Source organism: Pseudomonas sp. Z3-8 (assembly GCF_051131975.1).
Lineage (GTDB): Bacteria > Pseudomonadota > Gammaproteobacteria > Pseudomonadales > Pseudomonadaceae > Aquipseudomonas.
The window spans coordinates 2792136-2813939 of the sequence record NZ_CP071643.1 but is presented as its reverse complement, the minus strand read 5'-3'; the positions used below and the strand labels follow the sequence as shown (position 1 = coordinate 2813939).

General features: G+C 60.6%; 16 protein-coding genes. 11 read left to right on the top strand and 5 right to left on the bottom strand.

Translation table 11 applies throughout. From position 1 onward, the window contains the following. Nucleotides 1–265: 265 nt before the first annotated feature. The 3 genes from J3P94_RS13010 to J3P94_RS13000 all read left to right on the top strand — a co-directional run bounded on the left by J3P94_RS13010 (nt 266) and on the right by J3P94_RS13000 (nt 4644). Nucleotides 266–1321 (top strand): hypothetical protein, encoded by a 1056-nt coding sequence (locus tag J3P94_RS13010; protein ID WP_434573908.1) that lies wholly within the window; start codon nt 266–268, stop codon nt 1319–1321. Nucleotides 1322–1459: 138 nt separating this feature from the next. Next, nucleotides 1460–2977, top strand: a complete 1518-nt coding sequence (locus J3P94_RS13005; RefSeq protein ID WP_434573906.1) for an ATPase domain-containing protein — start codon at nt 1460–1462, stop codon at nt 2975–2977. Further along, nucleotides 2974–4644, top strand: a complete 1671-nt coding sequence (locus tag J3P94_RS13000; protein WP_434573904.1) for a response regulator — start codon at nt 2974–2976, stop codon at nt 4642–4644. The genes J3P94_RS13005 and J3P94_RS13000 overlap by 4 nt, the downstream gene beginning before the upstream one ends. Before the next feature lie 1406 nt (nt 4645–6050). Here the strand turns inward: J3P94_RS13000 and J3P94_RS12995 are convergent. Genes J3P94_RS12995 through J3P94_RS12975 form a run of 5 tightly spaced genes read right to left on the bottom strand, consistent with a single transcriptional unit; the run spans nt 6051 to nt 12561 of the window. Beyond that, nucleotides 6051–6428: a response regulator gene (locus tag J3P94_RS12995; RefSeq protein WP_434573902.1), complete on the bottom strand. Its 378-nt coding sequence runs from the start codon at nt 6426–6428 to the stop codon at nt 6051–6053. After that, nucleotides 6421–7686, bottom strand: a complete 1266-nt coding sequence (locus J3P94_RS12990) for a hybrid sensor histidine kinase/response regulator (RefSeq protein WP_434573900.1) — start codon at nt 7684–7686, stop codon at nt 6421–6423. Before J3P94_RS12990 ends, J3P94_RS12995 begins: the two co-directional genes overlap by 8 nt. 5 nt (nt 7687–7691) lie before the next feature. Next, on the bottom strand, nt 7692–8279 hold the full coding sequence (locus tag J3P94_RS12985; protein WP_434573898.1) for a chemotaxis protein CheB: 588 nt from the start codon (nt 8277–8279) through the stop codon (nt 7692–7694). After that, on the bottom strand, nt 8276–9091 hold the full coding sequence (locus J3P94_RS12980; RefSeq protein ID WP_434573896.1) for a CheR family methyltransferase: 816 nt from the start codon (nt 9089–9091) through the stop codon (nt 8276–8278). The genes J3P94_RS12985 and J3P94_RS12980 overlap by 4 nt, the downstream gene beginning before the upstream one ends. Beyond that, on the bottom strand, nt 9091–12561 hold the full coding sequence (locus J3P94_RS12975; RefSeq protein ID WP_434573894.1) for a response regulator: 3471 nt from the start codon (nt 12559–12561) through the stop codon (nt 9091–9093). Before J3P94_RS12975 ends, J3P94_RS12980 begins: the two co-directional genes overlap by 1 nt. Before the next feature lie 257 nt (nt 12562–12818). On the opposite strand from J3P94_RS12975, the gene J3P94_RS12970 reads away from it, so the two are divergent. The 8 genes from J3P94_RS12970 to J3P94_RS12935 all read left to right on the top strand — a co-directional run bounded on the left by J3P94_RS12970 (nt 12819) and on the right by J3P94_RS12935 (nt 21631). Continuing rightward, entirely contained in the window at nt 12819–13190 is a 372-nt protein-coding gene (locus J3P94_RS12970) for a response regulator (RefSeq protein ID WP_434573892.1), read from the top strand. A 75-nt stretch (nt 13191–13265) separates the two neighbouring features. Then, the gene (locus tag J3P94_RS12965; protein ID WP_434573889.1) at nt 13266–14558 is read left to right on the top strand and encodes a glycosyltransferase; all 1293 of its coding nucleotides are present in this window, start codon (nt 13266–13268) and stop codon (nt 14556–14558) included. Nucleotides 14559–14638: 80 nt separating this feature from the next. Further along, on the top strand, nt 14639–15544 hold the full coding sequence (locus tag J3P94_RS12960) for an AraC family transcriptional regulator (protein WP_434573887.1): 906 nt from the start codon (nt 14639–14641) through the stop codon (nt 15542–15544). 196 nt (nt 15545–15740) lie between these two features. Then, nucleotides 15741–17051 (top strand): ABC transporter substrate-binding protein, encoded by a 1311-nt coding sequence (locus tag J3P94_RS12955; protein ID WP_434573885.1) that lies wholly within the window; start codon nt 15741–15743, stop codon nt 17049–17051. Between the two features lie 163 nt (nt 17052–17214). Continuing rightward, nucleotides 17215–18150 (top strand): carbohydrate ABC transporter permease, encoded by a 936-nt coding sequence (locus J3P94_RS12950; RefSeq protein ID WP_434573883.1) that lies wholly within the window; start codon nt 17215–17217, stop codon nt 18148–18150. 10 nt (nt 18151–18160) lie between these two features. After that, complete coding sequence (locus J3P94_RS12945; RefSeq protein ID WP_014338173.1) at nt 18161–18991, top strand: carbohydrate ABC transporter permease; 831 nt, start codon at nt 18161–18163, stop codon at nt 18989–18991. Between the two features lie 39 nt (nt 18992–19030). Beyond that, nucleotides 19031–20134 (top strand): ABC transporter ATP-binding protein, encoded by a 1104-nt coding sequence (locus J3P94_RS12940; protein ID WP_434573882.1) that lies wholly within the window; start codon nt 19031–19033, stop codon nt 20132–20134. Between the two features lie 15 nt (nt 20135–20149). Beyond that, nucleotides 20150–21631 (top strand): mannitol dehydrogenase family protein, encoded by a 1482-nt coding sequence (locus tag J3P94_RS12935; RefSeq protein ID WP_434573880.1) that lies wholly within the window; start codon nt 20150–20152, stop codon nt 21629–21631. The last annotated feature ends 173 nt before the right edge of the window (nt 21632–21804 follow it).

The following is a 21804-nucleotide window of genomic DNA, read 5'->3' as shown; positions in this document are numbered from 1 at the left end:
TCGGCTGCGCAGCAGTCGCAAAACCGGCTGACGCGGTCTGCCTGAAGACAGCCAGGGCCGGCTTTGCCGGCCAGCGGGAGCAAGCTCCCTCGCCACAGGGTTGTCTGATATATCGGGTTCCTGGCGATGAAATGTCATTGCCTGCCCCACCGCCATCGCGAGCAGGCTCGCTCCCACAGGTCCTTCACCGCCATTCAGGTTTGACTCAAGCCCGGACCTGACCGAAGCTTGCGACACTTCACGCTTCTGGTTATGGATTACCTGAATGTCCTCGTCTCGCCGCTATCTGCTCCTCAGCCTCGCCATCGTCCTGGTCATCGGTCTCGTCGCGATATGGCTACGCAGCACCACGCCGCAAATCCCCGAAGCAATCAAGCGTGGTTACAGTGAGGCCCTGGACAACGCCCGCAACGGGCAGCCCGGCGCGGCGCGGATGCTTTACCAGCAACTGGGACGCCCGGACCTCTCACCCAAGCGCCGCGTACGCTTGCACGCCGAGCTGCCCAACTACCCGAGCCCCCAGGCCCTGAAACTGGCGCAAGCGGACTTGCACAGCGAATCGCCGCAGGTGCGCCGCGCGGCCATCGACAGCATCGTCGGGCTGGTACCGAACGCCCAGCGCAGCCTGCTGCTCGGCCCGCTCCTGGAGGACAACGAGCCGGACGTCCGGTTTGCCGCCGTGAATGCCCTGCTGGGTCTTTCGCCAGATGAATTGGGCCTGTATTTCGGCGCGATGCAGATCGCCGCCGACACCTGGAAGCAGGTACTCAACGACGCTCCGCCCACCACCGAGTCGCTCTATCAGCTCGCCCGGCTGTACCTGCATAACGCTGATCTGAAAAAAGCCCAGCAGGCGCTGGAGCAGGCCCTGCGCCTGCAGTCGGACAACCTGCCGGCGCTGGTCATGCAGGTCGATGTGCTGGACCGACAAGGCCAGGCCGAAGCTGCACGCCAACTACTCGCCCGGCAGTTGCAAACCCAGCCGGCATCGGCTTATCTGCAACATGCGCTGGGCATGTGGCTGCTCCAGCACGGGCAGACCGAATACGCCGTGCTTGGCCTGGCCAAAGCGGTGGAGCTTGAGCCTGAGAACCGGCACTACCGCTATGACCTGGCGACCACTTTGCACGCCGAGCAGGAGGTGGAAGCCGCGCAGAAGCAGCTACAGGAAATCGTCCAGCGCTACCCCGCCGATCGCAAGGCGCGGGTATTGCTGATCAATTATTGGAAGGAGACCGGTCAGTTGCAGCATGTCCAGGTTTTATTGGCCCAACTGGAACAACTGAACCCCGACGACCCGGCGATACAACAAGGCCTGTAGGCCCATTTGCGCGGGTGGAAAGTTGTGCAGCAGTGCGCGTTTTGTCAAAGGAAGCGGAACCGCCATCACTGCCAAAGGTCAAGTGTTCAGGCAGTTCATTTTCAGGCGATACCCCGCCTGCTGCCCACTTCCCTAGTCATGAGAGGGTTATTTTTGATTACATCTAACGAGTCGATCAGCGCAAAAGCCGCCACCGGGATCGAAGGGCTGGACGATGTCCTTTCCGGTGGTTTGTCCCGGGGTCACGTGTTTCTCCTAGAGGGAGAGCCGGGTACCGGTAAAACCACGGTCGCGTTGCATTTCCTGATGGCCGGCGCCAAGGCCGGCGAACGCTCGTTGTATATCACGCTGTCGGAAACCGAGCGTGAATTGCGTCAGGGCGCGGCCTCCCATGGATGGACGCTCGATGAGAGCATCCACATCTTCGAGCTGACCCCGCCCGAGAGCCTGCTCAACGCCGATCAGCAACAGAGCCTGCTGTATTCCTCCGACCTGGAACTGGGGGAAGCGACCCGGCAGATCTTCGAAGTGGTGGAGCGCATCAAGCCGACCCGGGTCGTGCTGGACAGCCTTTCGGAGATCCGGCTGCTGGCGCAGAGCTCTCTGCGCTATCGTCGGCAGATCCTCGCGATCAAACACTACTTCGTGCGTTATGACGCCACGGTCCTGCTCCTGGATGACCTGACCACTGAATCCCTGGACAAGACCGTGCACAGCGTGGCTCACGGCGTCATTCGCCTCGAGGAACTGACCCCCAACTACGGTGCCGAACGGCGCCGGCTGCGGGTGGTCAAGTATCGCGGGCAGAAATACCGTGGCGGCTACCACGATTTCACCATCATGAGCGACGGCCTGCACGTCTTCCCTCGCCTGGTGGCCGCCGAGCATCGTGGCCAGTACTTGCGTCAACAGCTGTCCAGCGGCATCGCCGAAATGGACGCCCTGTTGGGCGGTGGCATCGAGACCGGCTCCAGCACGCTGATTCTCGGTCCGGCCGGTACCGGCAAATCGCTCATCGCATTGATCTTCGCTGCTGCCGCCGTGCTGCGCGGAGAAAAAGCCGCGCTGTTCATCTTCGACGAAGAGCTGGGGCTGCTGTTCGAGCGCATGAAAAACATCGGCATCGATCTGCACGAATTGCAAAAAACCGGCAACCTGCTGATCGAGCAGGTCGACGCCGCGGAGCTGTCTCCGGGTGAGTTTTCCCATCGTGTGCGGCGTTGTGTCAGTGACGGCAACATCAAAACCGTGGTGATCGACAGCATCAACGGCTACCAGGCCGCCATGCCGGAAGAAAACGCCCTGGTCTTGCATATGCATGAGCTGTTGCTCTACCTCAACCGCAAAGGCGCGGCGACCTTCATGACCGTCGCGCAACACGGGCTGGTGGGCGACATGCAGGCGCCAGTGGACATTACCTACCTCGCCGACACCGTCATCCTGCTGCGTTACTTCGAAGCGCTGGGCAAGGTTCGCCGGGCGGTTTCCGTTATCAAGAAGCGCACCGGCGCCCATGAGTCGACTATCCGTGAATATCGCATCAGCACGCAGGGCATGACCATCGGCCAACCGCTGGAAGCATTCCAGGGCGTGTTGCGCGGCGTACCGACCTATATGGGCGCGGACAACCCGTTGCTTGAGGATGAGACTCCGTGACGTCGGCCGAGCCACTGTCCGAGCGGGCGTTGATTCTCGCGCCGCTCGGACGGGACAGCCAGATTGCCCTGATGATTCTCAAGGAAGCCGGTTTCAACGGCCTCGTTTGCAGTCATCTGGGCCATTTATGCGAAGAATTGGGGCAAGGCGCAGGCCTTTTGGTGATTTCATCGGAAGCCCTGGTCGGACCGGATCTGGAAACCCTGTTCCAGCACATCGAACAGCAGCCGGCCTGGTCCGACTTGCCAATTGTCCTGCTGACTCATCACGGTGGCCCGGAGCAGAACCCGGTGGCACGCATCGGCGTGCAGCTGGGCAACGTGACGTTCCTGGAGCGTCCGTTCCATCCGGTGACGCTCGTCAGCCTGGTGACCACCGCGTTGCGCGGACGCCGCAGGCAATACGAAGCGCGGGACCGGCTGATCGACCTGAGCAACAGCGAGCTGCGCCTGCAAACGACCCTCGAAACCTTGGAACAACAGGTGGAGGAGCGCACCGCCCAGCTGCGTCATAACGAAGAAGCCCTGCGCCAGTCGCAGAAAATGGAAGCAGTCGGCCAATTGACCGGCGGCATCGCCCATGACTTCAACAACATGCTCACCGGCATCATCGGCAGCCTCGAATTGCTGCGCCGACGCCTGGCCCGCGGCCGCACCGAAGACCTGGACAGCCTGATCGACCTGGGCGTGACCTCGGCCAACCGGGCGGCAGGACTGACGCATCGGCTGCTGGCCTTTTCCCGGCGGCAATCGCTGGACTCCAAGGCTGTGCAAATGAACACGCTCGTATTGTCCATGGGCGAGCTGCTGCAGCGCAGCCTCAACGAGAGCATCCGCCTGGAAATGCAACTGGACGAGCAACTCTGGATCGCCGAAGCCGACCCCAATCAACTTGAAAGCGCCCTGCTCAACCTGGTACTCAACGCTCGCGATGCGATGCCCGGTGGCGGCAAACTGCTGGTGCAGACGTTCAATCGTTACCTGGACACCGGCTTCACCGACGCCTACACCAACCTTGAGCCCGGGGACTACGTGGTGTTAAGCGTGCAGGATAGCGGATGCGGCATGCCGGAATCGGTGATGCATCGTGCGTTCGATCCTTTCTTCACGACCAAGCCGATCGGCCAGGGCACCGGCCTGGGTCTTTCGATGATCTATGGCTTCAGCAAGCAGTCCCGTGGCCACGTGACCATCGACAGCGAGGTCGACAAAGGCACCACCGTGAACCTTTATCTGCCGCGCTTTGTGGGCGAGGAGATACACGAACCGGCCGTCGCCACCCAGCAGGCGCCTTATGCGCAGGATGGCGAAACCGTGCTCATCGTCGAAGATGATGCGGCGGTGCGAGTGTTGGTCAGCGCAGTGCTGAGCGAGTTGGGCTACGCCTTCGTCGAGGCCGGCGACGCAAACGCGGCGATGCCGATCCTGCAATCGAACCAGCGCATCGACCTGTTGATCAGCGATGTGGGCCTGCCCGGCATGAATGGGCGGCAACTGGCCGAAATCGGCCGGCAGATCCGCCCCGATCTGAAAGTGCTGTTCATTACCGGTTACGCCGAGCACGCGGCGGTGCGCGGTGGTTTCCTCGACCCTGGCATGCAGATGATCACCAAGCCGTTCACGTTTGATCTGTTGACGGCGAAGGTGCGGGAGATGATCAAGGTTTGACCCCTTCGCGAGCAAGCTCGCTCCCACAGGGATTGCTGTGTGCCGTGAGGCCTGTGTCTGCCCATAATCCAATGTGGGAGCGAGCCTGCTCGCGATAGCGGTGGGTCAGCCAATGATGATGTTGGATGGACTGGCCCCTTCGCGAGCAAGCTCGCTCCCACAGGGATTGCTGTGTGCCGTGAGGCCTGTGTCTGCCGAAATCCAATGTGGGAGCGAGCCTGCTCGCGAAGACTGAGTGCCAGTCAATACAGATGTTGGCTGGACTGGCCCCTTCGCGAGCAGGCTCGCTCCCACAGGGATTGCTGTGTGCAGTGAGGCCTGTGTCTACCCAAAATCCAATGTGGGAGCGAGCCTGCTCGCGAAGACTGAGTGTCATTCAATGCAGATATTGGATGGACTGGCCCCTTCGCGAGCAAGCTCGCTCCCACAGGGATTGCTGTGTGCCGTGAGGCCTGTGTCTGCCGAAATCCAATGTGGGAGCGAGCCTGCTCGCGAAGGCTGAGTGTCAGTCAATGATGATGTTGGATGGACTGGCCCCTTCGCGAGCAGGCTCGCTCCCACAGGGATTGCTGTGTGCCGTGAGGCCTGTGTCTGCTCAAAATCCAATGTGGGAGCGAGCCTGCTCGCGATAGCGGTGGGTCAGTCAATGATGATGTTGGATGGACTGGCCCCTTCGCGAGCAGGCTCGCTCCCACAGGGATTGCTGTGTGCCGTGAGGCCTGTGTCTGCTCAAAATCCAATGTGGGAGCGAGCCTGCTCGCGATAGCGGTGGGTCAGTCAATGATGATGTTGGATGGACTGGCCCTTTCGCGAGCAGGCTCGCTCCCACAGGGATTGCTGTGTGCCGTGAGGCCTGTGTCTGTCCAAAATCCAATGTGGGAGCGAGCCTGCTCGCGAAGACTGAGTGTCATTCAATACAGATGTTGGCTGGACTGGACCCTTCGCGAGCAGGCTCGCTCCCACAAGGGATTCCTGTGGCCGTGAAATCTGGGCCTGTCGAAAATCCAATGTGGGAGCGAGCTTGCTCGCGATAGCGGTGGGTCAGCTACGCAAATGCTTGCATGTACCCGCTGTTGCTCTTGCTCTTGCTCTTGCTGTGCTTTTGATGTTGATCTCAGCGCCCCGTTAACCACGCTGGCCGAACGCAGGTATTGTGGAGTGGGCATCCCGGCATGGATGCCGGGATAGCCGCGCTGGGCCAGGGACGGCCCTTCGCGGCGGGCCCACGGAGCAATGCCGGAGTGAGGGCATGCCGAGCCTTGGCGAGGCACCGAGTGGTGGGGCAAAGCCTTTTTGGTTACTTTTTTGGCGTCTGAAAAAAGTGACCCGCCGTAAGGGCGGAACCCTAAGTAGCCGTTACCGAAGAAACGGATATACACCCATTGAAGCCCAAACAACCGGCTGAATTACGACAACATCCCCTGCATGATCTTCTGCAACACATCCAGATCAAACGGCTTGTCCAGAATCGGCGCCTTACGCGTGATGGGGCTATCGGTCTCGCGCACTTCCTGAGCATACCCACTGATAAAGATGACCTTCAGGTCCGGACGCAACCTCACCGCAGGCTCGGCGATCTGCACCCCGGAAATCCCCCCCGGCAGACGGAAGTCGGTAATCATCATGTCCAGGTGAGGCTTGCTCGCCAGAATCTCGAACGCCTGCTCGCCGTTTTCAGCCTGGAGCACCCGGTATCCTTCGCCAGACAGGTAGGCCGACAGCACCATCAGGATCGACGGATCATCCTCGACAATCAGTACAACGTCTTGCGCATCTTCACTCATGAGAAGCCTTTGTTGGATCAATAGCTGCTGATACGACCTTGGGGCCACTCAGAGGTTGCGTCCGTTCGCCAGTTTTCTGAAAAGGCAGACAAACGCGAAACAACGCCCCTTCGTTGAGGCGGCTATTGACCGTGATGATACCGCCATGGGCAGTGACAATCTGCTCGGAGATGAACAAGCCAAGCCCCAGGCCAGCGGTGGCGGCCTTGGACGATACCCGCTCGAACTGCTGGAAGATGCGTTTCTGGTTCTCTTCGCTGATTCCGATACCGTGATCCTGCACTTCGATGCAGGCGTGGTCGGGCGTCTGGTAGACGCGCACCTCGATCGAACTCTTGCTGCCATAACGCAACGCGTTGGTCAGCAGGTTCGAGACTACCTGCTCGATGCGAAACTCATCCCAGTGCCCTTCCACCATAGGCTCGGCGGTACAACTCACGGAGCATTCGGCGGCAGCGATCTGCGGCTGGAAGTTGCGCAGCAGGTTCTCCACCAGCGCCGTCAGGTTGAAGCGGGTCGGACGGATGGACAACTTCCCGGTGCGAATCCGGGACACGTCCAGCATGTCCTCGATCAAGCGGATCAGGCTCTTGATCTGGCGCTCATCACGTTCAACCATCGCCTTGATCTTTTCCAGGGTGAACGCCGAGGCGTTGTCGCGCGCCAAGTGCATCTTGCGCAACTGCGTTTCCAGGATCAGGCCGTTAAGCGGCGTACGAACCTCATGGGCGACGATGGACATGAAATCGTCCCGCATACGCACCGCCTGCTCGAGCTCGCCACGGGTGGCTTGCAACTGCTGGAGTAATTGCTCCTGCTCCCGGCGACTCTGCTCGAGAGCTAGCACCTGTTCCTTCATCGCCTTGCGCTGGCGATAGAGCTCGACGAACACGCTGACCTTGCTTTTGACCGCGTGGGTGTCCAGCGGCTTGTGCAGGAAATCCACCGCGCCGCTTTCATAGCCGGTGAATGCATAGTTGCGCTCGCGGCCGGCGGCGCTGACAAAAATGATCGGGATGCTGCGGGTCTTTTCCGTGCCGCGCATCAGCTCGGCCAATTCGAATCCGTTCATGCCCGGCATCTGCACATCAATGATCGCCAGGGCAAAGTCGTGTTGCAACAGCAGCGACAGCGCTTCATCCGCCGACAAGGCCTTGAAGACCTCGCGGTCCTCGCGCTTGATCAGCGCTTCCAGGGCCAACAGATTCTCAGGCAGATCGTCGACGATCAGCAGTTTGGCTTGAATATCTCTTGGCATGTGGTTCATTCCAGCCCGGCCAGCAACTGGCCGATGCCCTGTAAAGTTAGGATATGGTCGGGCTCATGCAACGTAATCGCCGCTTCGGGCATGGTGGAAACCTGTGCCTCCTTCGGATCCTGTACGACGGTGATGCCGCCCAGCTCTTTCACCCTGGCCAACCCCCTGGCGCCGTCATTGTTGGCACCGGTCAGGACCACTGCCAGCAGACGAGGACCATAGACATCGGCGGCTGACTCGAACAACACGTCGATCGATGGCCGCGAATGGTGCACCGGCGCTTCTAGGCTCAGTGACAGGCTGCGATCAGCCTCGATCGACAGGTGATAACCGGGCGTTGCGACATACAACGTGCCCGGGCGTATGTCCTGCTTGTCCCGGGCTTCTTCGACGGGTATTGCCAGGCGATGACGAAACACCTGGGCCAACTGGCTGTTACGTTCGTCGGGCAAATGCAGCACCACGAGGACAGGCAGGCTGAAGCCCTTGCGCAGCGGCGTGAAGATGTTGAGCAGCGCCTCGACGCCTCCGGCGGAAGCGCCGACTACGATGGCCTCGATCAGGGGCCTGGATCTGTCCGTCATTGGGCTCATAACTTGCGATAGATCCGTTCCTGTTTGACCAACGGCTCGAACTGCTTGCCGAAAGCCGAAAAATCCAGTGTTTCCTTACTGCCCAACACCAGGAAACCACGATGGCAGAGGGACTCATGAAACAGTCCAAATGCGCGATCTTGCAGCTTTTTATTAAAATAAATCAATACGTTACGACATGAAATCAACTGAGTTTCGGAAAACACGCTGTCCGTCGCAAGGCTGTGATCGGCAAAGGTCACATTCTGACGCAGGGTTTTGTCGAACATGGCGTAATCGTAGGCGGCCGTGTAGTAGTCGGCAAACGAACGCCGGCCTCCGGCGAGCTGGTAATTCTGGGTGTAGGCCCGCACATTCTCCAAGGAAAAAATGCCTTGCTTGGCTTTCTCCAGTGAACGCGGATTGATGTCCGTGGCGTAGATCAGGGTGCGGTCCAACAGCCCTTCTTCGTGCAGCAGGATCGCCATCGAGTAGACCTCTTCACCGGTGCTGCAGCCGGCGATCCAGATCTTGATCGAGGGATACGTCTTGAGCAGCGGCACCACTTCCTCGCGAATGGCCAGGAAGTGCGCAGGGTCGCGAAACATCTCGCTGACCGGAATCGTCAGCAGTTGGAGCAATTGCATGAACGCGCTCGGGTCGTGCAGTACGCGCTCTTGCAAGGCCGAGATGGTCTTGCATTCGAACTGATTCAACGCATGCAGGACCCGGCGCTTGATGGAGGCGCCGGAATAGTCACGAAAGTCGTAGCTGTACTTCAGATAGATCGCTTCGATCAACAAACGAAGTTCGATGTCAGTGTTTCGTTCCACTAGATTCTTTCCATATTCGGCAACCACACGCGAATCAGTGAGAACAGGCGATCCAGGTCGATCGGCTTGGCCAGGTAATCGTTGGAGCCCGCCGCCAGGCAACGCTCCTGGTCATCCTTCATGGCCTTGGCGGTCACGGCGATGATCGGCAACTTGCGCCAGCGCGGGTCCTTGCGGATCAGCGCGGTGGCTTCAAAGCCGTCCATCTCGGGCATCATCACGTCCATCAGCACCAGATCGATATCCTCGACTTCGTTCAGCCGTTCGATCGCTTCGTAACCGTTACGGCCGATGACCACGACGGCGCCTTTCGCCTCCAGGGCGCTGGTCAGTGCAAAAATGTTGCGCACGTCGTCGTCCACCAGCAGCACCTTGCGGCCTTCGAAAACCTTGTCGCGGCTGCGGGCGGTCTGCAGCATCCGCTGTCGTTCATGGGACAACCGCGATTCGACTTTGTGCAGAAAGAGTGTGACTTCGTCCAGCAAGCGTTCCGGCGAGCGCGCGCCCTTGATGATGATCGAGCGCGAGTATTTGCGCAGTTCGGCTTCTTCATCACGGGTCAGGTTGCGCCCGGTGTAGACGATCACCGGCGGAAACGAGCAGATCTCTTCGCTGGACATGCGTTTGAGCAAGTCATTGCCGAGCATATCCGGCAGCTTGAGGTCGATGATCATGCAGTCATAGACATGCGTGCGCAGCAGGTCCAGGGCCTGCTGGGCCAGGCCGACCGCGGTGATCTCGATATCATCGTCGCCGATCAGCCGGGTAATGCTGTCGCGCTGCAAGTCATCGTCTTCCACCAGCAGCACGCGCTTGACCTTCTGGGTCAGCTTGGCTTCCAGGCGCGCGAAAACGTCCTTGAGCTCTTCTCGGGTCGTCGGTTTGACGGCATAACCGATCGCGCCCATGTGCATCGCCGCTTCGACGCGGTCCTCGACGGAAATGACGTGCACCGGGATGTGCCGGGTCTGGGCCTGCTCCTTGAGCCGCTGCAACACGGTCAGCCCGGAATGGTCCGGCAAACGCATGTCCAGCAGGATCGCGTCCGGGCTCAGTTGCAAGGCCAGGTCAAAGCCTTCGTCAGCGCCATGGGCGACCAGGCACTGATAGCCCAGTTCATGGGCCAGATCGAACAGGATCCGGGCAAACTTTGGTTCGTCTTCGATAACCAGAATGCAACGGGTAGCGAAAGGCGCCTTGTCCCGGTCATCGGCAAATTGCGGCACAGGGGTTTCCACCTCGGCGACCAGTGTCGGAGCCGGCAAATGGGCCGGGGCAGTGGTCGTCAGGGTGAACGCCATCGGTTTGACAGGCGCCTCCCCTGGCTCGACATAACGCCCAGGCATCACCAGCGTGAACACACTGCCCTGCCCCGGCTCGCTGGAGACCGAGATCGAGCCGCCGAGCAACGTCGCCAGGTCGCGGGAAATCGACAGCCCCAGGCCGGTGCCGCCGTAACGCCGATTGGTGGTGCCGTCGGCCTGGCGGAACGCCTCGAAAATACTCTGCTGCTGGTCGGCGGCGATGCCGATCCCCGAGTCGCGCACCATGAACGCGATACCCGAGCCGGGCTGGCCGGTGATGGTCAGGCAGACGGAGCCCTGCTCGGTGAACTTCACCGCGTTGGACAAAAGGTTCTTGAGCACCTGCTCAAGGCGCTGGCGATCGGTATACAGCATCGACGGCGCGTCAGGCTGCAACTGCACCTCGAAACTCAGGCCCTTGTCCGCCGCCAGCGGCTTGAACATGTCCCGCAGCCCTTCGACCAGGCGAGGCACGCTGGTGTTTTCCGGGCGCACCTCGAGTTTTCCGGCCTCGACCTTGGAAATGTCCAGGATGTCGTTGATCAGGTTCAGCAAGTCATTGCCGGCGGAGTAGATCGATTCGGCAAACTTGACCTGTTCGTCGCTGAGGTTCCTCTGCGGGTTTTCCGCCAGCAGCTTGGACAGGATCAACGAACTGTTGAGCGGCGTGCGCAGCTCATGGGACATGTTGGCGAGAAACTCGGACTTGTACTTGCTCGAACGCTGCAGCTCTTCGGCGCGCTCCTGCAACTGGATCTGGGCCAGGTTCAACTCGCTGTTCTTCTGGTCCATGGCGTCGCGCTGCTCGGCCAACTGCTCGTTGGTCTGCTCCAGTTCCTGCTGCTGGGCTTCCAGGTGGGCCTGGGATTCCTTGAGGATGCGCGACTGTTCCTCGAGCTCTTCGTTGGCCGTCTTGAGTTCTTCCTGCTGCACCTGCAACTCTTCGTTGAGTTGCTGGGTTTCGGCCAATACTTCCTGCAGACGCTGACGGTAACGGGCCGCTTCGATGGAGGTGCCGATATTGCCGGCCACCAGTTCCAGCAACTCGATGTCCCGCCCGGTCAGGGGACGCAGGAAGCCCAGCTCGATGACACCATTGATGCGGTCGTCGTCACGGGTCGGCACCACCATCACGCAGTTGGGCAGCCCTTGGCCGAGCCCTGAGCTGACCTTGAGGTAATCACTTGGCACGTCATCCAGACGGATGAGCCGCCCTTGGCGCACGGCCTGCCCGACGATGCCTTCGCCGTCCATGACCATCTGGTGCTGTTCGTCGTCTTCCCGGGACATGCCATAGGTGGCGATGCGCTTGAGCACGCCGTTTTCCTCCCGCGCATACAGTGCGGCAACGACGCTGCCCAGGTACTGGGCGCAGAACTGCAGAATGTTGCGCCCCAAAAGATTCAGCGTCAGTTGGCCGAGCACCTGCTCGGCCAGTTGAGTCTGGCCGTTGCGCAACCACGCCTGCTTTTCCAGATGCAGGGCGCTTTCTTGCTGGACTTTCAGGCTCGCGCTGTAGTTGCTCGACAGGGCCAACAGATCGCGCCGCCCCACGTAGGCCAGCAACCCGCTGATGGCCGCGACGAAGAGCAAATACAGGGCAATGCTCCAGAGCGTCGTGGTGCGCACCTGCTCGTTGCGCTCGGCGCGCAACTGCTGCTCGGTTTCGACGATGTCTTCGAAGGTCGTGCGGATCTCGTCCGTCAACCGTTTGCCACGCCCCTTCTTCACCGCGCCGCGGTAATCACCGCTGCTGCGCTGCAGGTCGATCATGCTCTGGGCATAGTTGGCCCATTCTGTCTGCAGTGCCTGGACCTTACGCAGGCGATCGGTCTGGACGGGATTGTCGGCTGTCAGTTCCAACAATGTATCCAGGGCCACGGCGATGCGCGGCTTGGCCACCTCGTAAGGGTCGAGGAAATGCTCGTCGCCGCTCAGCAGGTACCCGCGCATGCCGGTTTCCAGATCGACGCTCAGCTTCAGCGCTTCATTGGCATTGTTGATGACGCGATCGGTGTGCCCGACCCACTGGATCACCGACAGCAGATAAGTGATCAACACGATGAAAAACACCGCGCTGAGTGCACCCATGCCCAGCGGCAGGCTGATATTGCGGCTCAGGAGCTTGCGAAAACTTTGTTCGTCGACCGAAGACGAAGGAGTCATGGAAAAGGCCTTGGTGGACAGTTGAAGACGATGGAGTTTGCCCAAAAATACGGGTTGGATCCATACATCTGACAAGGCAATGCCACAATTTCCTGACGGTACGACCGGGTCATAAGGATGCGACTATCCTTGTCAGCTCTTGTACTATAGATCCTTTCTTGTACAACCTCGGGAACTTGTACCGCTTCGCGACTTACTCATGCATACGGCTATTTTTTGCCGCGCCCCTACCGATTCCATCTTCCGAGAAGTCTATTATGTCCGTCCCCGCTTCTGACACCCCCTCCACCATCCTGGTAGTCGAAGACGACAACATCGTGCGCATGTTGATTGTCGATGTGCTGGAAGAACTGGAATACAAGGTTTTGGAAGCTGACGGCTGCGAGCAGGCACTTGAGTTTCTGAACGATGACGCTCAGCCCATCGCCCTGATGATGACGGACGTCGGCCTGCCGGTCATGGACGGCCGCGAGCTGGCGAAACGGGCCCAACTGGCCAGGCCCGGGCTGCCGATCCTGTTTGCCAGCGGTTATGCCGAAAGCATCGATGTGCCCGAAGGCATGAACGTGATCGGCAAACCCTTCTCCATCGACCAACTACGCGACAAGGTCAAAAAGATTCTTTCTTGAGCCCAGGCGCATTCTTGGTCACTATCGGCGCCCCGCGCGCCGACCGCGCCTGACCCGCCTCAAGGAATGTCCCTCATGTCTCATCCCACCGCCACCAAGGTCCTGGTGATCGGCTATGTCTGGCCCGAGCCACGCTCATCGGCGGCCGGTGGGCATGTCATGCAGTTATTGGAGGCTTTTCTCGGGCAAGGCTGGGACATCACTTTCAGCAGCCCCGCCAGGCCCGGGGAAAACCGCGCCGACCTGATCGCCCTGGGCATCCGCGAGGTACCGATCGAGCTCAATAACAGCAGTTTTGACGCATTCATCAGCGAACTCGCCCCCGATGTCGTCCTGTTCGACCAGTACATGATGGAAGAACAGTTTGGCTGGCGAGTCGAGAAGCACTGCCCCGACGCCCTGCGCGTACTGGAAACCTCCGACCTGCAAAGCCTGCGGCACGCGCGGCATCAGCGCTTGAAGGATCGCTTGAAAGCCGATGAAACCTGCGAGGATTTCAGCGACCTGTTCGCCCCCGCCCTGCGCGAAGAATTCGAGCTGATGGCCGACACCGACCTGGCCAAGCGCGAGATTGCCGCCCTGTACCGGTGTGACCTGAACCTGATGGTGTCCGAAGTCGAGATCGAGCTGTTGGTGGAGCACTTCAAGGTGCCCCGTGAGCTGTTGCTCTGGTGCCCATTGATGCTTGACCTGCCTGAGCAAGCCTTCGTGCCGTTCGAAGAACGGGCGCACTTCCTCAGCATCGGCAATTTCCGCCATGCACCGAACTGGGACGCCGTACTCTGGATGAAAAATGCCGTGTGGCCGCTGATTCGCCAGCGACTGCCCGGTGCACAGCTGCATCTGTATGGCGCCTACACCCCACCCAAGGCCGCAGCGCTGCATAACCCGGCCCAAGGCTTTTACATCATGAACTGGGCGGAGGATGCCTTGCAGGTCATGTCCGCGGCGCGCATCTGCCTGGCCCCCCTGCGTTTCGGCGCCGGTATCAAGGGCAAACTGATCGAAGCCATGCTCTGCGGCACGCCCAGCGTCACCACGCCCATCGGTGCCGAAGCCATGCACGCCGGCATGCCCTGGCCCGGTGTCATCGCGCAGAGCGCCGAGGACATCGCCAACGCCGCCGTGCAGTTGTATAGCGATCAGGCACGCTGGGCCGATGCCCAGGACGCCGGGCTGGCTTTGCTGGCGGCGCGCTTTCGCCGGCAGGTGCACGGCCCCGCGCTGACCGACAGCATCAATGCCTGTCGTGCCGATCTGGCGCGCCGACGCCGGGACAACTTCACCGGCAGCATGCTGCGCCATCACCAGCACAAGAGCACCCAGTACATGTCCCAGTGGATCGAAGAGAAGAACCGCAACAGCTGACCGACCTTCGTCCCGGGGCTGGAACCTGCGCGGCGAAGGGGGCATTATCCAGCGGCGATAACAATAAAAGCGCCAGGCCCATGACCCGAACAGCCAGAGTCACCGACCCTTCCTACGAGTTGATGGACGACCACAACGGGCTGTCCATCATCTATCGCCAGCACGGCTTTCCTTGCCCGCTGGTGCGCTGGCATTTCCACAAGGAATACGAGCTGCACCTGATCGTCGCCAGTTCGGGCAAGGTCTTCATCGGCGACTACATCGGCAATTTTTCTCCGCAGTCGCTGTTCCTTACCGGCCCCAACCTGCCCCACAACTGGATCAGCCAGGTGGCTGAGGACGAGGTGGTGCCCAAGCGCGACATGCTGGTGAACTTCACCGATGAGCTGTTTGAAAGCGGCAACCAGGTGTTCGCCGAGCTCAAGTCCCTCGCACCGCTGCTGGAGCGTGCCCAGCACGGCATCGAATTTCGCTGCAAGCGCACCATCCGCCAGGCCATGACGTTGATGCAACGCATCGCCGACGCCCAGGGCATGAGCCGACTGGGTTACTTTTTTATCCTCATGGAGCTGCTGGCGGCCTGCGACGACTTCCAGCTGCTTTCGGGCGCCACCACACCACACGCGGCGGACGAACACAGCATCGACCGCACCAACCGCGCGGTGGATTACATCTTTGCCCATTACGCCCGGGAGTTGCCCCTGGAAGAAGTCGCCGAGCACCTGGGCATGAAACCCACCTATTTCAGCCGGGTTTTCAAGCAAGCCACGGGGCGTTGCTTCATCGAATTCGTCAATCGCCTGCGCATCAGCAAATCTTGCGAGCTACTGGCCGATGGCGACAAACCAGTGACCGATGTGTGCTTCGAGTCGGGCTTCAACAATATTTCCAACTTCAACCGACGCTTCCAGCAACTCAAGGGCATGACCCCGTCGCACTACCGGCGGCTGGCGGTGCAGCGGTTGACCGAGCAGAACCAGGCCTGACCTTTACCCGATTCCCTCGCCACGGGTTTTTTGCAAATCCCATCCAGTGCAAAAAAGTATCAGTAAAAGTGCGACGAATGATTTGTCATGCAATCCATTGAGGGCTGTAATCAGCGCACATTCTTCCTCTCATCCGGAAGACACAAAAACAATAACTGTCCTTCTGCAGCCCGTGGGCGCGGAAAAGGAGTGCGCGATGAAACCTTCGGTAAAAGCTCTGCTTGTCTCCACCTGCATGACCCTCAGCAGCGTCAGTTTCGGCGCACAAACCCTGACCATTGCCACCGTCAACAACAGCGACATGATCCGCATGCAAAAGCTTTCGAAGACTTTCGAGGCCGAGCACCCGGACATCACGCTGAACTGGGTGGTGCTCGAAGAAAACGTCCTGCGCCAGCGCCTGACCACCGACATCGCCACCCAGGGTGGACAGTTCGACGTGCTGACCATTGGCATGTACGAAGCCGCACTGTGGGGAGCCAAGGGCTGGCTGGAGCCGATGAAGGACCTGCCGGCGTCCTACGACCTGGAAGACGTCTTCCCTTCCGTGCGCGATGGCTTGTCGGTCAAGGGCTCGTTGTACGCCCTGCCGTTCTATGCCGAAAGCTCGATCACCTATTACCGCACGGACCTGTTCAAGAACGCCGGGCTGAGCATGCCTGAGCACCCGACCTGGACCCAGATCGGTGAATTCGCGCAAAAGCTCACCGACAAGTCCAAGGAACAGTATGGCCTGTGCCTGCGGGGCAAGGCCGGTTGGGGCGAGAACATGGCGCTGATCACGACCCTGGCCAACGGTTTTGGCGCGCGCTGGTTCGATGAGAAGTGGCAGCCGGAGTTCAATGGGCCTGAGTGGAAGGATGCCCTGAACTTCTACGTCGACAACATGAAGAAATCCGGCCCGCCGGGCGCGTCCAGCAACGGCTTCAACGAGAACCTGGCCCTGTTCAACAGCGGCAAGTGCGCGATGTGGGTCGATGCCAGCGTCGCCGGTTCGTTCGTGACCGACAAGACCCAGAGCAAGGTGGCCGATCACGTCGGGTTCACCTTCGCCCCCCACGAAAAAACCGACAAGGGCACCTCCTGGATGTACTCCTGGTCGCTGGCCATCCCGACCAGTTCCAAAGCCAAGGACGCGGCCAAGGTCTTCACCACTTGGGCAACGTCCAAGGAATACGGCCAACTGGTCGCCAAGACCGACGGCATTGCCAACGTACCGCCAGGCACCCGCGCCTCGACCTACAGCGACGAGTACATGAAGGCCGCGCCGTTTGCCAAGGTGACGCTGGAGTCGTTGAAAGTCGCCGACCCGAAAGCACCGACGCTCAAGCCCGTGCCTTACATCGGCATTCAGTTGGTGACCATTCCCGAGTTCCAGGCCATCGGCACCCAGGTCGGCAAGTTCTTCTCCGGCGCGCTGACCGGCCAGCAGAGCGTGGACCAGGCATTGACCGCCGCGCAGTCCACCACCGAGCGCGAGATGAAACGCGCCGGGTATCCCAAGTAAAGACTTGTAAATATCCATTTGTGGCGAGGGAGCTTGCTCCCGCTGGCGGGCAAAGCCCGCCCTGGCGATCAGAAAGATTGCCTATGGGCATGGGCCCGCTGCGCGGTCCAGCGGGAGCAAGCTCCCTCGCCACAGGGAATGTGTTGCATAAGAGTAAGCGCTCATGAATAGCTCAACGACAACCGCCAAAGCCCCCGTCGAGATTGCTCCGCCGCCAGCCCGCAAGATCCGCCTGGCCAACCCCGGCTGGTTCCTGGTCAGCCCGTCGGTCGCCTTGTTACTGCTGTGGATGATCGTGCCGCTGGGCATGACCGTCTATTTCTCGATGATCCGTTACAACCTGCTCTACCCCGGTGAAAACGAATTCGTCGGGCTGGAGAACTTCACTTACTTCCTGACCGATTCGGGCTTCATGCCCGGTGCCACCAATACCTTGCTGCTGGTGGGCAGCGTGCTGCTGATCAGTATCGTGCTCGGCGTATTGATCAGCGCGTTGCTGGAGGCCAGCGAGTTTTTCGGTCGCGGCATCGTGCGGGTGTTGCTGATCTCGCCGTTTTTCATCATGCCCACCGTCGGCGCGCTGATCTGGAAGAACCTGATCTTCCATCCGGTCTCCGGCATCCTCGCCTCGGTGTGGAAGCTCTTCGGTGCGCAGCCGGTGGACTGGCTGGCGCATTACCCGTTGCTGTCGATCATCATTATCGTGTCGTGGCAATGGCTGCCCTTCGCGATCCTGATCCTGATGACCGCCATGCAGTCCCTCGACCAGGAACAAAAAGAAGCCGCGCGCCTGGACGGTGCCGGACCGATCGCGATTTTCTGGCACCTGACCCTGCCACACCTGGCGCGTCCGATTGCCGTGGTACTGATGATCGAGACGATTTTCCTGCTGTCGGTGTTCGCCGAGATCTTCACCACCACCAACGGTGGCCCTGGCTACGCCTCCACTAACCTCGCCTACCTGATCTACAACCAGGCGCTGGTGCAGTTCGACGTCGGCATGGCGTCAGCCGGTGGCCTGATCGCCGTGGTGATCGCCAACATCGCTGCCATCATCCTGGTCCGGATGATCGGCAAAAACCTCACCGACAAGCATTGAGGCCGTCGCCATGACTCTTCAACAATCCCGTCGCCTGCAAAGCCTGCTGCTGGGCACGTTGGCTTGGGCCATCGCGATCCTGATCTTCTTTCCGATCTTCTGGATGGTGCTGACCAGCTTCAAGACTGAAATCGACGCCTTCGCCACGCCGCCGCAGTTCATCTTCGCGCCGACACTGGAGAACTACCTGCACATCAACGAGCGCAGCAACTACTTCAGCTTCGCCTGGAACTCGGTGGTGATTTCCTTCAGCGCCACCGCCCTGTGCCTGCTGATCGCGGTGCCGGCGGCCTACTCCATGGCGTTCTACGAAACCCAACGCACCAAAGGCACGCTGCTGTGGATGCTCTCCACCAAAATGCTGCCGCCGGTGGGCGTGCTGATGCCGATCTATCTGCTGGCCAAGCAGTTCGGCCTGCTGGACACGCGCCTCGCGCTGATCATCATCTACACCCTGATCAACCTGCCCATCGTGGTCTGGATGATTTACACCTACTTCAAGGACATCCCCCGCGACATCCTCGAAGCCGCGCGCCTGGACGGTGCCACCCTGTGGCAGGAAATGGTCCGCGTGCTGCTGCCGATCGCCAAGGGCGGCCTCGCGTCAACGGTGCTGCTGTCGCTGATCCTGTGCTGGAACGAGGCGTTCTGGTCGCTCAACCTGACCTCATCCAAAGCCGCGCCGCTGACAGCACTGATCGCCTCGTATTCCAGCCCCGAGGGCCTGTTCTGGGCCAAGTTGTCCGCCGTCTCGACCCTGGCCTGCGCGCCGATCCTGATTTTCGGCTGGATCAGCCAGAAACAGCTGGTGCGCGGTTTGTCCTTCGGCGCGGTGAAGTAACGCGCCCTACACAGTCATCAGAAGTGGAGGCCCATCATCATGGCCAACCTGAAAATCAAGAATCTGCAAAAAGGCTTCGAAGGCTTTTCCATCATCAAGGGCATCGACCTTGAAGTGAACGACCGCGAATTCGTGGTTTTCGTCGGCCCCTCGGGCTGCGGCAAGTCCACGCTGCTGCGGCTGATCGCCGGCCTGGAAGAAGTCAGCGACGGCACCATCGAGCTGGACGGCCGTGACATCACCGAAGTCAGCCCGGCCAAGCGCGACCTGGCGATGGTGTTCCAGACCTATGCCCTGTACCCGCACATGAGCGTGCGCAAGAACATGTCCTTCGCCCTCGACCTCGCCGGTGTGCCCAAGGCCGAGGTGGAAAAAAAAGTCAACGAAGCGGCGCGCATCCTCGAACTGGGGCCGATGCTGGAGCGCAAGCCCAAGCAGCTGTCCGGCGGCCAGCGCCAGCGCGTGGCGATCGGCCGGGCCATCGTGCGCAACCCGAAAATCTTCCTCTTCGACGAGCCCTTGTCGAACCTCGACGCCGCCCTGCGCGTGCAGATGCGCCTGGAACTGGCGCGCCTGCATAAAGAGTTGCAGGCAACCATGATCTACGTGACCCACGACCAGGTCGAAGCCATGACCCTGGCCGACAAGGTGGTGGTGCTCAACGGCGGGCGCATCGAGCAGGTCGGCTCGCCGCTGGAGCTTTATCACCAGCCGGCCAACCTGTTCGTCGCCGGGTTCCTCGGCACGCCGAAGATGGGTTTTCTCAAGGGCAAGGTCACCGGCCTGGACGGCCAGGGTTGTGAAGTGCTGCTGGACGCCGGCACCCGCATCAGCCTGCCGCGCAGCGGTGCCAACCTGAGCGTCGGCGGCGCGGTAACCCTGGGGATTCGCCCGGAACACCTGAACCTGGCGCAACCGGGTGATTGCACGCTGCGGGTCACCGCCGATGTCAGCGAACGCCTGGGCAGCGACACCTTCTGCCATGTCGTCACCGCCTCCGGCGAAGCCCTGACCCTGCGCGTGCGGGGTGACCTGGCGAGCCGTTTCGGCGAGCAACTGGAGCTGCACCTGGACGCCGAACACTGCCACTTATTCGATGCCGAAGGCGTTGCGGTTTGCCGCGCGCTGCGCGCTGCCGCCTGATTGCCGAGATTTGCGATGAAACTCAACCGACAGAACCTGCACAACCTCAACGCCGAGGTCGCCCTGCCCGCTTACAACCTGGGCGACCGCCGCCAGGGCATCGCCCACATCGGGGTCGGCGGTTTCCACCGTGCGCACCAGGCGTATTACACCGATGCGTTGATGAACACCGGCGAAGGCCTCGACTGGGCGATCTGCGGCGTCGGCCTGCGGGCCGAAGATCGCCGGGCCCGGGATGATCTGGCTGGCCAGGACTACCTGTTCACCCTGTATGAACTGGGCGATACCGACGACACCGAAGTCCGGGTCATCGGCGCGATCGCCGACATGCTGTTGGCCGAGGATGGCGCCCAGGCGTTGATCGACAAACTGGCCGACCCGCAGATCCGCATCGTCTCGCTGACGATCACCGAGGGTGGTTATTGCATTGACGACAGCAACGGCGAATTCATGGCCCATCTGCCGCAGATCCAGCACGACCTGGCCCATCCGGACGAACCGCACACCGTGTTCGGCTTCCTCTGCGCCGCGCTGGCCAAACGCCGGGCTACGGGGACGCCGGCGTTCACCCTGATGTCCTGCGATAACCTGCCCCACAACGGCGCCGTCACGCGCAAGGCGCTGCTGGCGTTTGCCACATTGCGAGACCCCGGACTGAAACAATGGATCGAGCAGAACGTGAGTTTCCCCAACGCCATGGTCGATCGCATCACCCCGATGACCAGCAGCGCCCACCGCTTGCAGCTGCACGACGAGCATGGCATCGACGACGCTTGGCCAGTGGTGTGCGAACCCTTTGTGCAATGGGTGCTGGAGGACAAGTTCGTCAATGGTCGCCCGGCCTGGGAGAAGGTCGGTGTGCAGTTCACCGATGACGTTTCGCCCTATGAAGAGATGAAGATCAAGCTGCTCAACGGCAGCCATCTCGCGTTGACGTACCTGGGTTTCCTCAAGGGATATCGTTTCGTCCACGAAACCATGAACGACCCGTTGTTCGTGCGCTACATCCGCGCCTACATGGACCTGGACGTGACGCCACAACTGGCGCCCGTGCCGGGCATCGACCTGACGGAATACAAGGACACCCTGGTAGAGCGTTTCTCCAACCAGGCCATCGCCGACCAGTTGGAACGGGTGTGTTCGGATGGCTCGTCGAAATTCCCCAAATTCACCGTGCCGACCATCAACCGCCTGATCGCCGACGGCGGCCAGACCCGCCGCGCGGCGCTGGTAGTGGCGGCCTGGGCTGTTTACCTCAAAGGGGTAGATGAAAATGGCACGACCTATACGATCCCCGATCCACGCGCGGCGTTCTGCCAGGCGCTGGTGGCCGACGACGCGCTGGTGACCCAGAGAATGCTTGCAGTGGAAGAAATTTTTGGCACGGCCATCCCCCGTTCGCCCGAGTTCGTGGCAGCATTCGAATGGTGCTGCAACAGCTTGCGCGAGCAAGGGGTGACACGAACACTAGAGCGGATTCTTGCTGACGCGGACTGAGCGGGCACACTCCGCTTTTGTGGCGAGGGAGCTTGCTCCCGCTGGGTTGCGAAGCGACCCCCTGAGTTTGTCAGGCTCACCGCGCTGCCAGGATTGGGGCTGCTGCGCAGCCCAGCGGGAGCAAGCTCCCTCGCCACAGGTACTCCATGATCCTGACCATATGTCCCTGACCA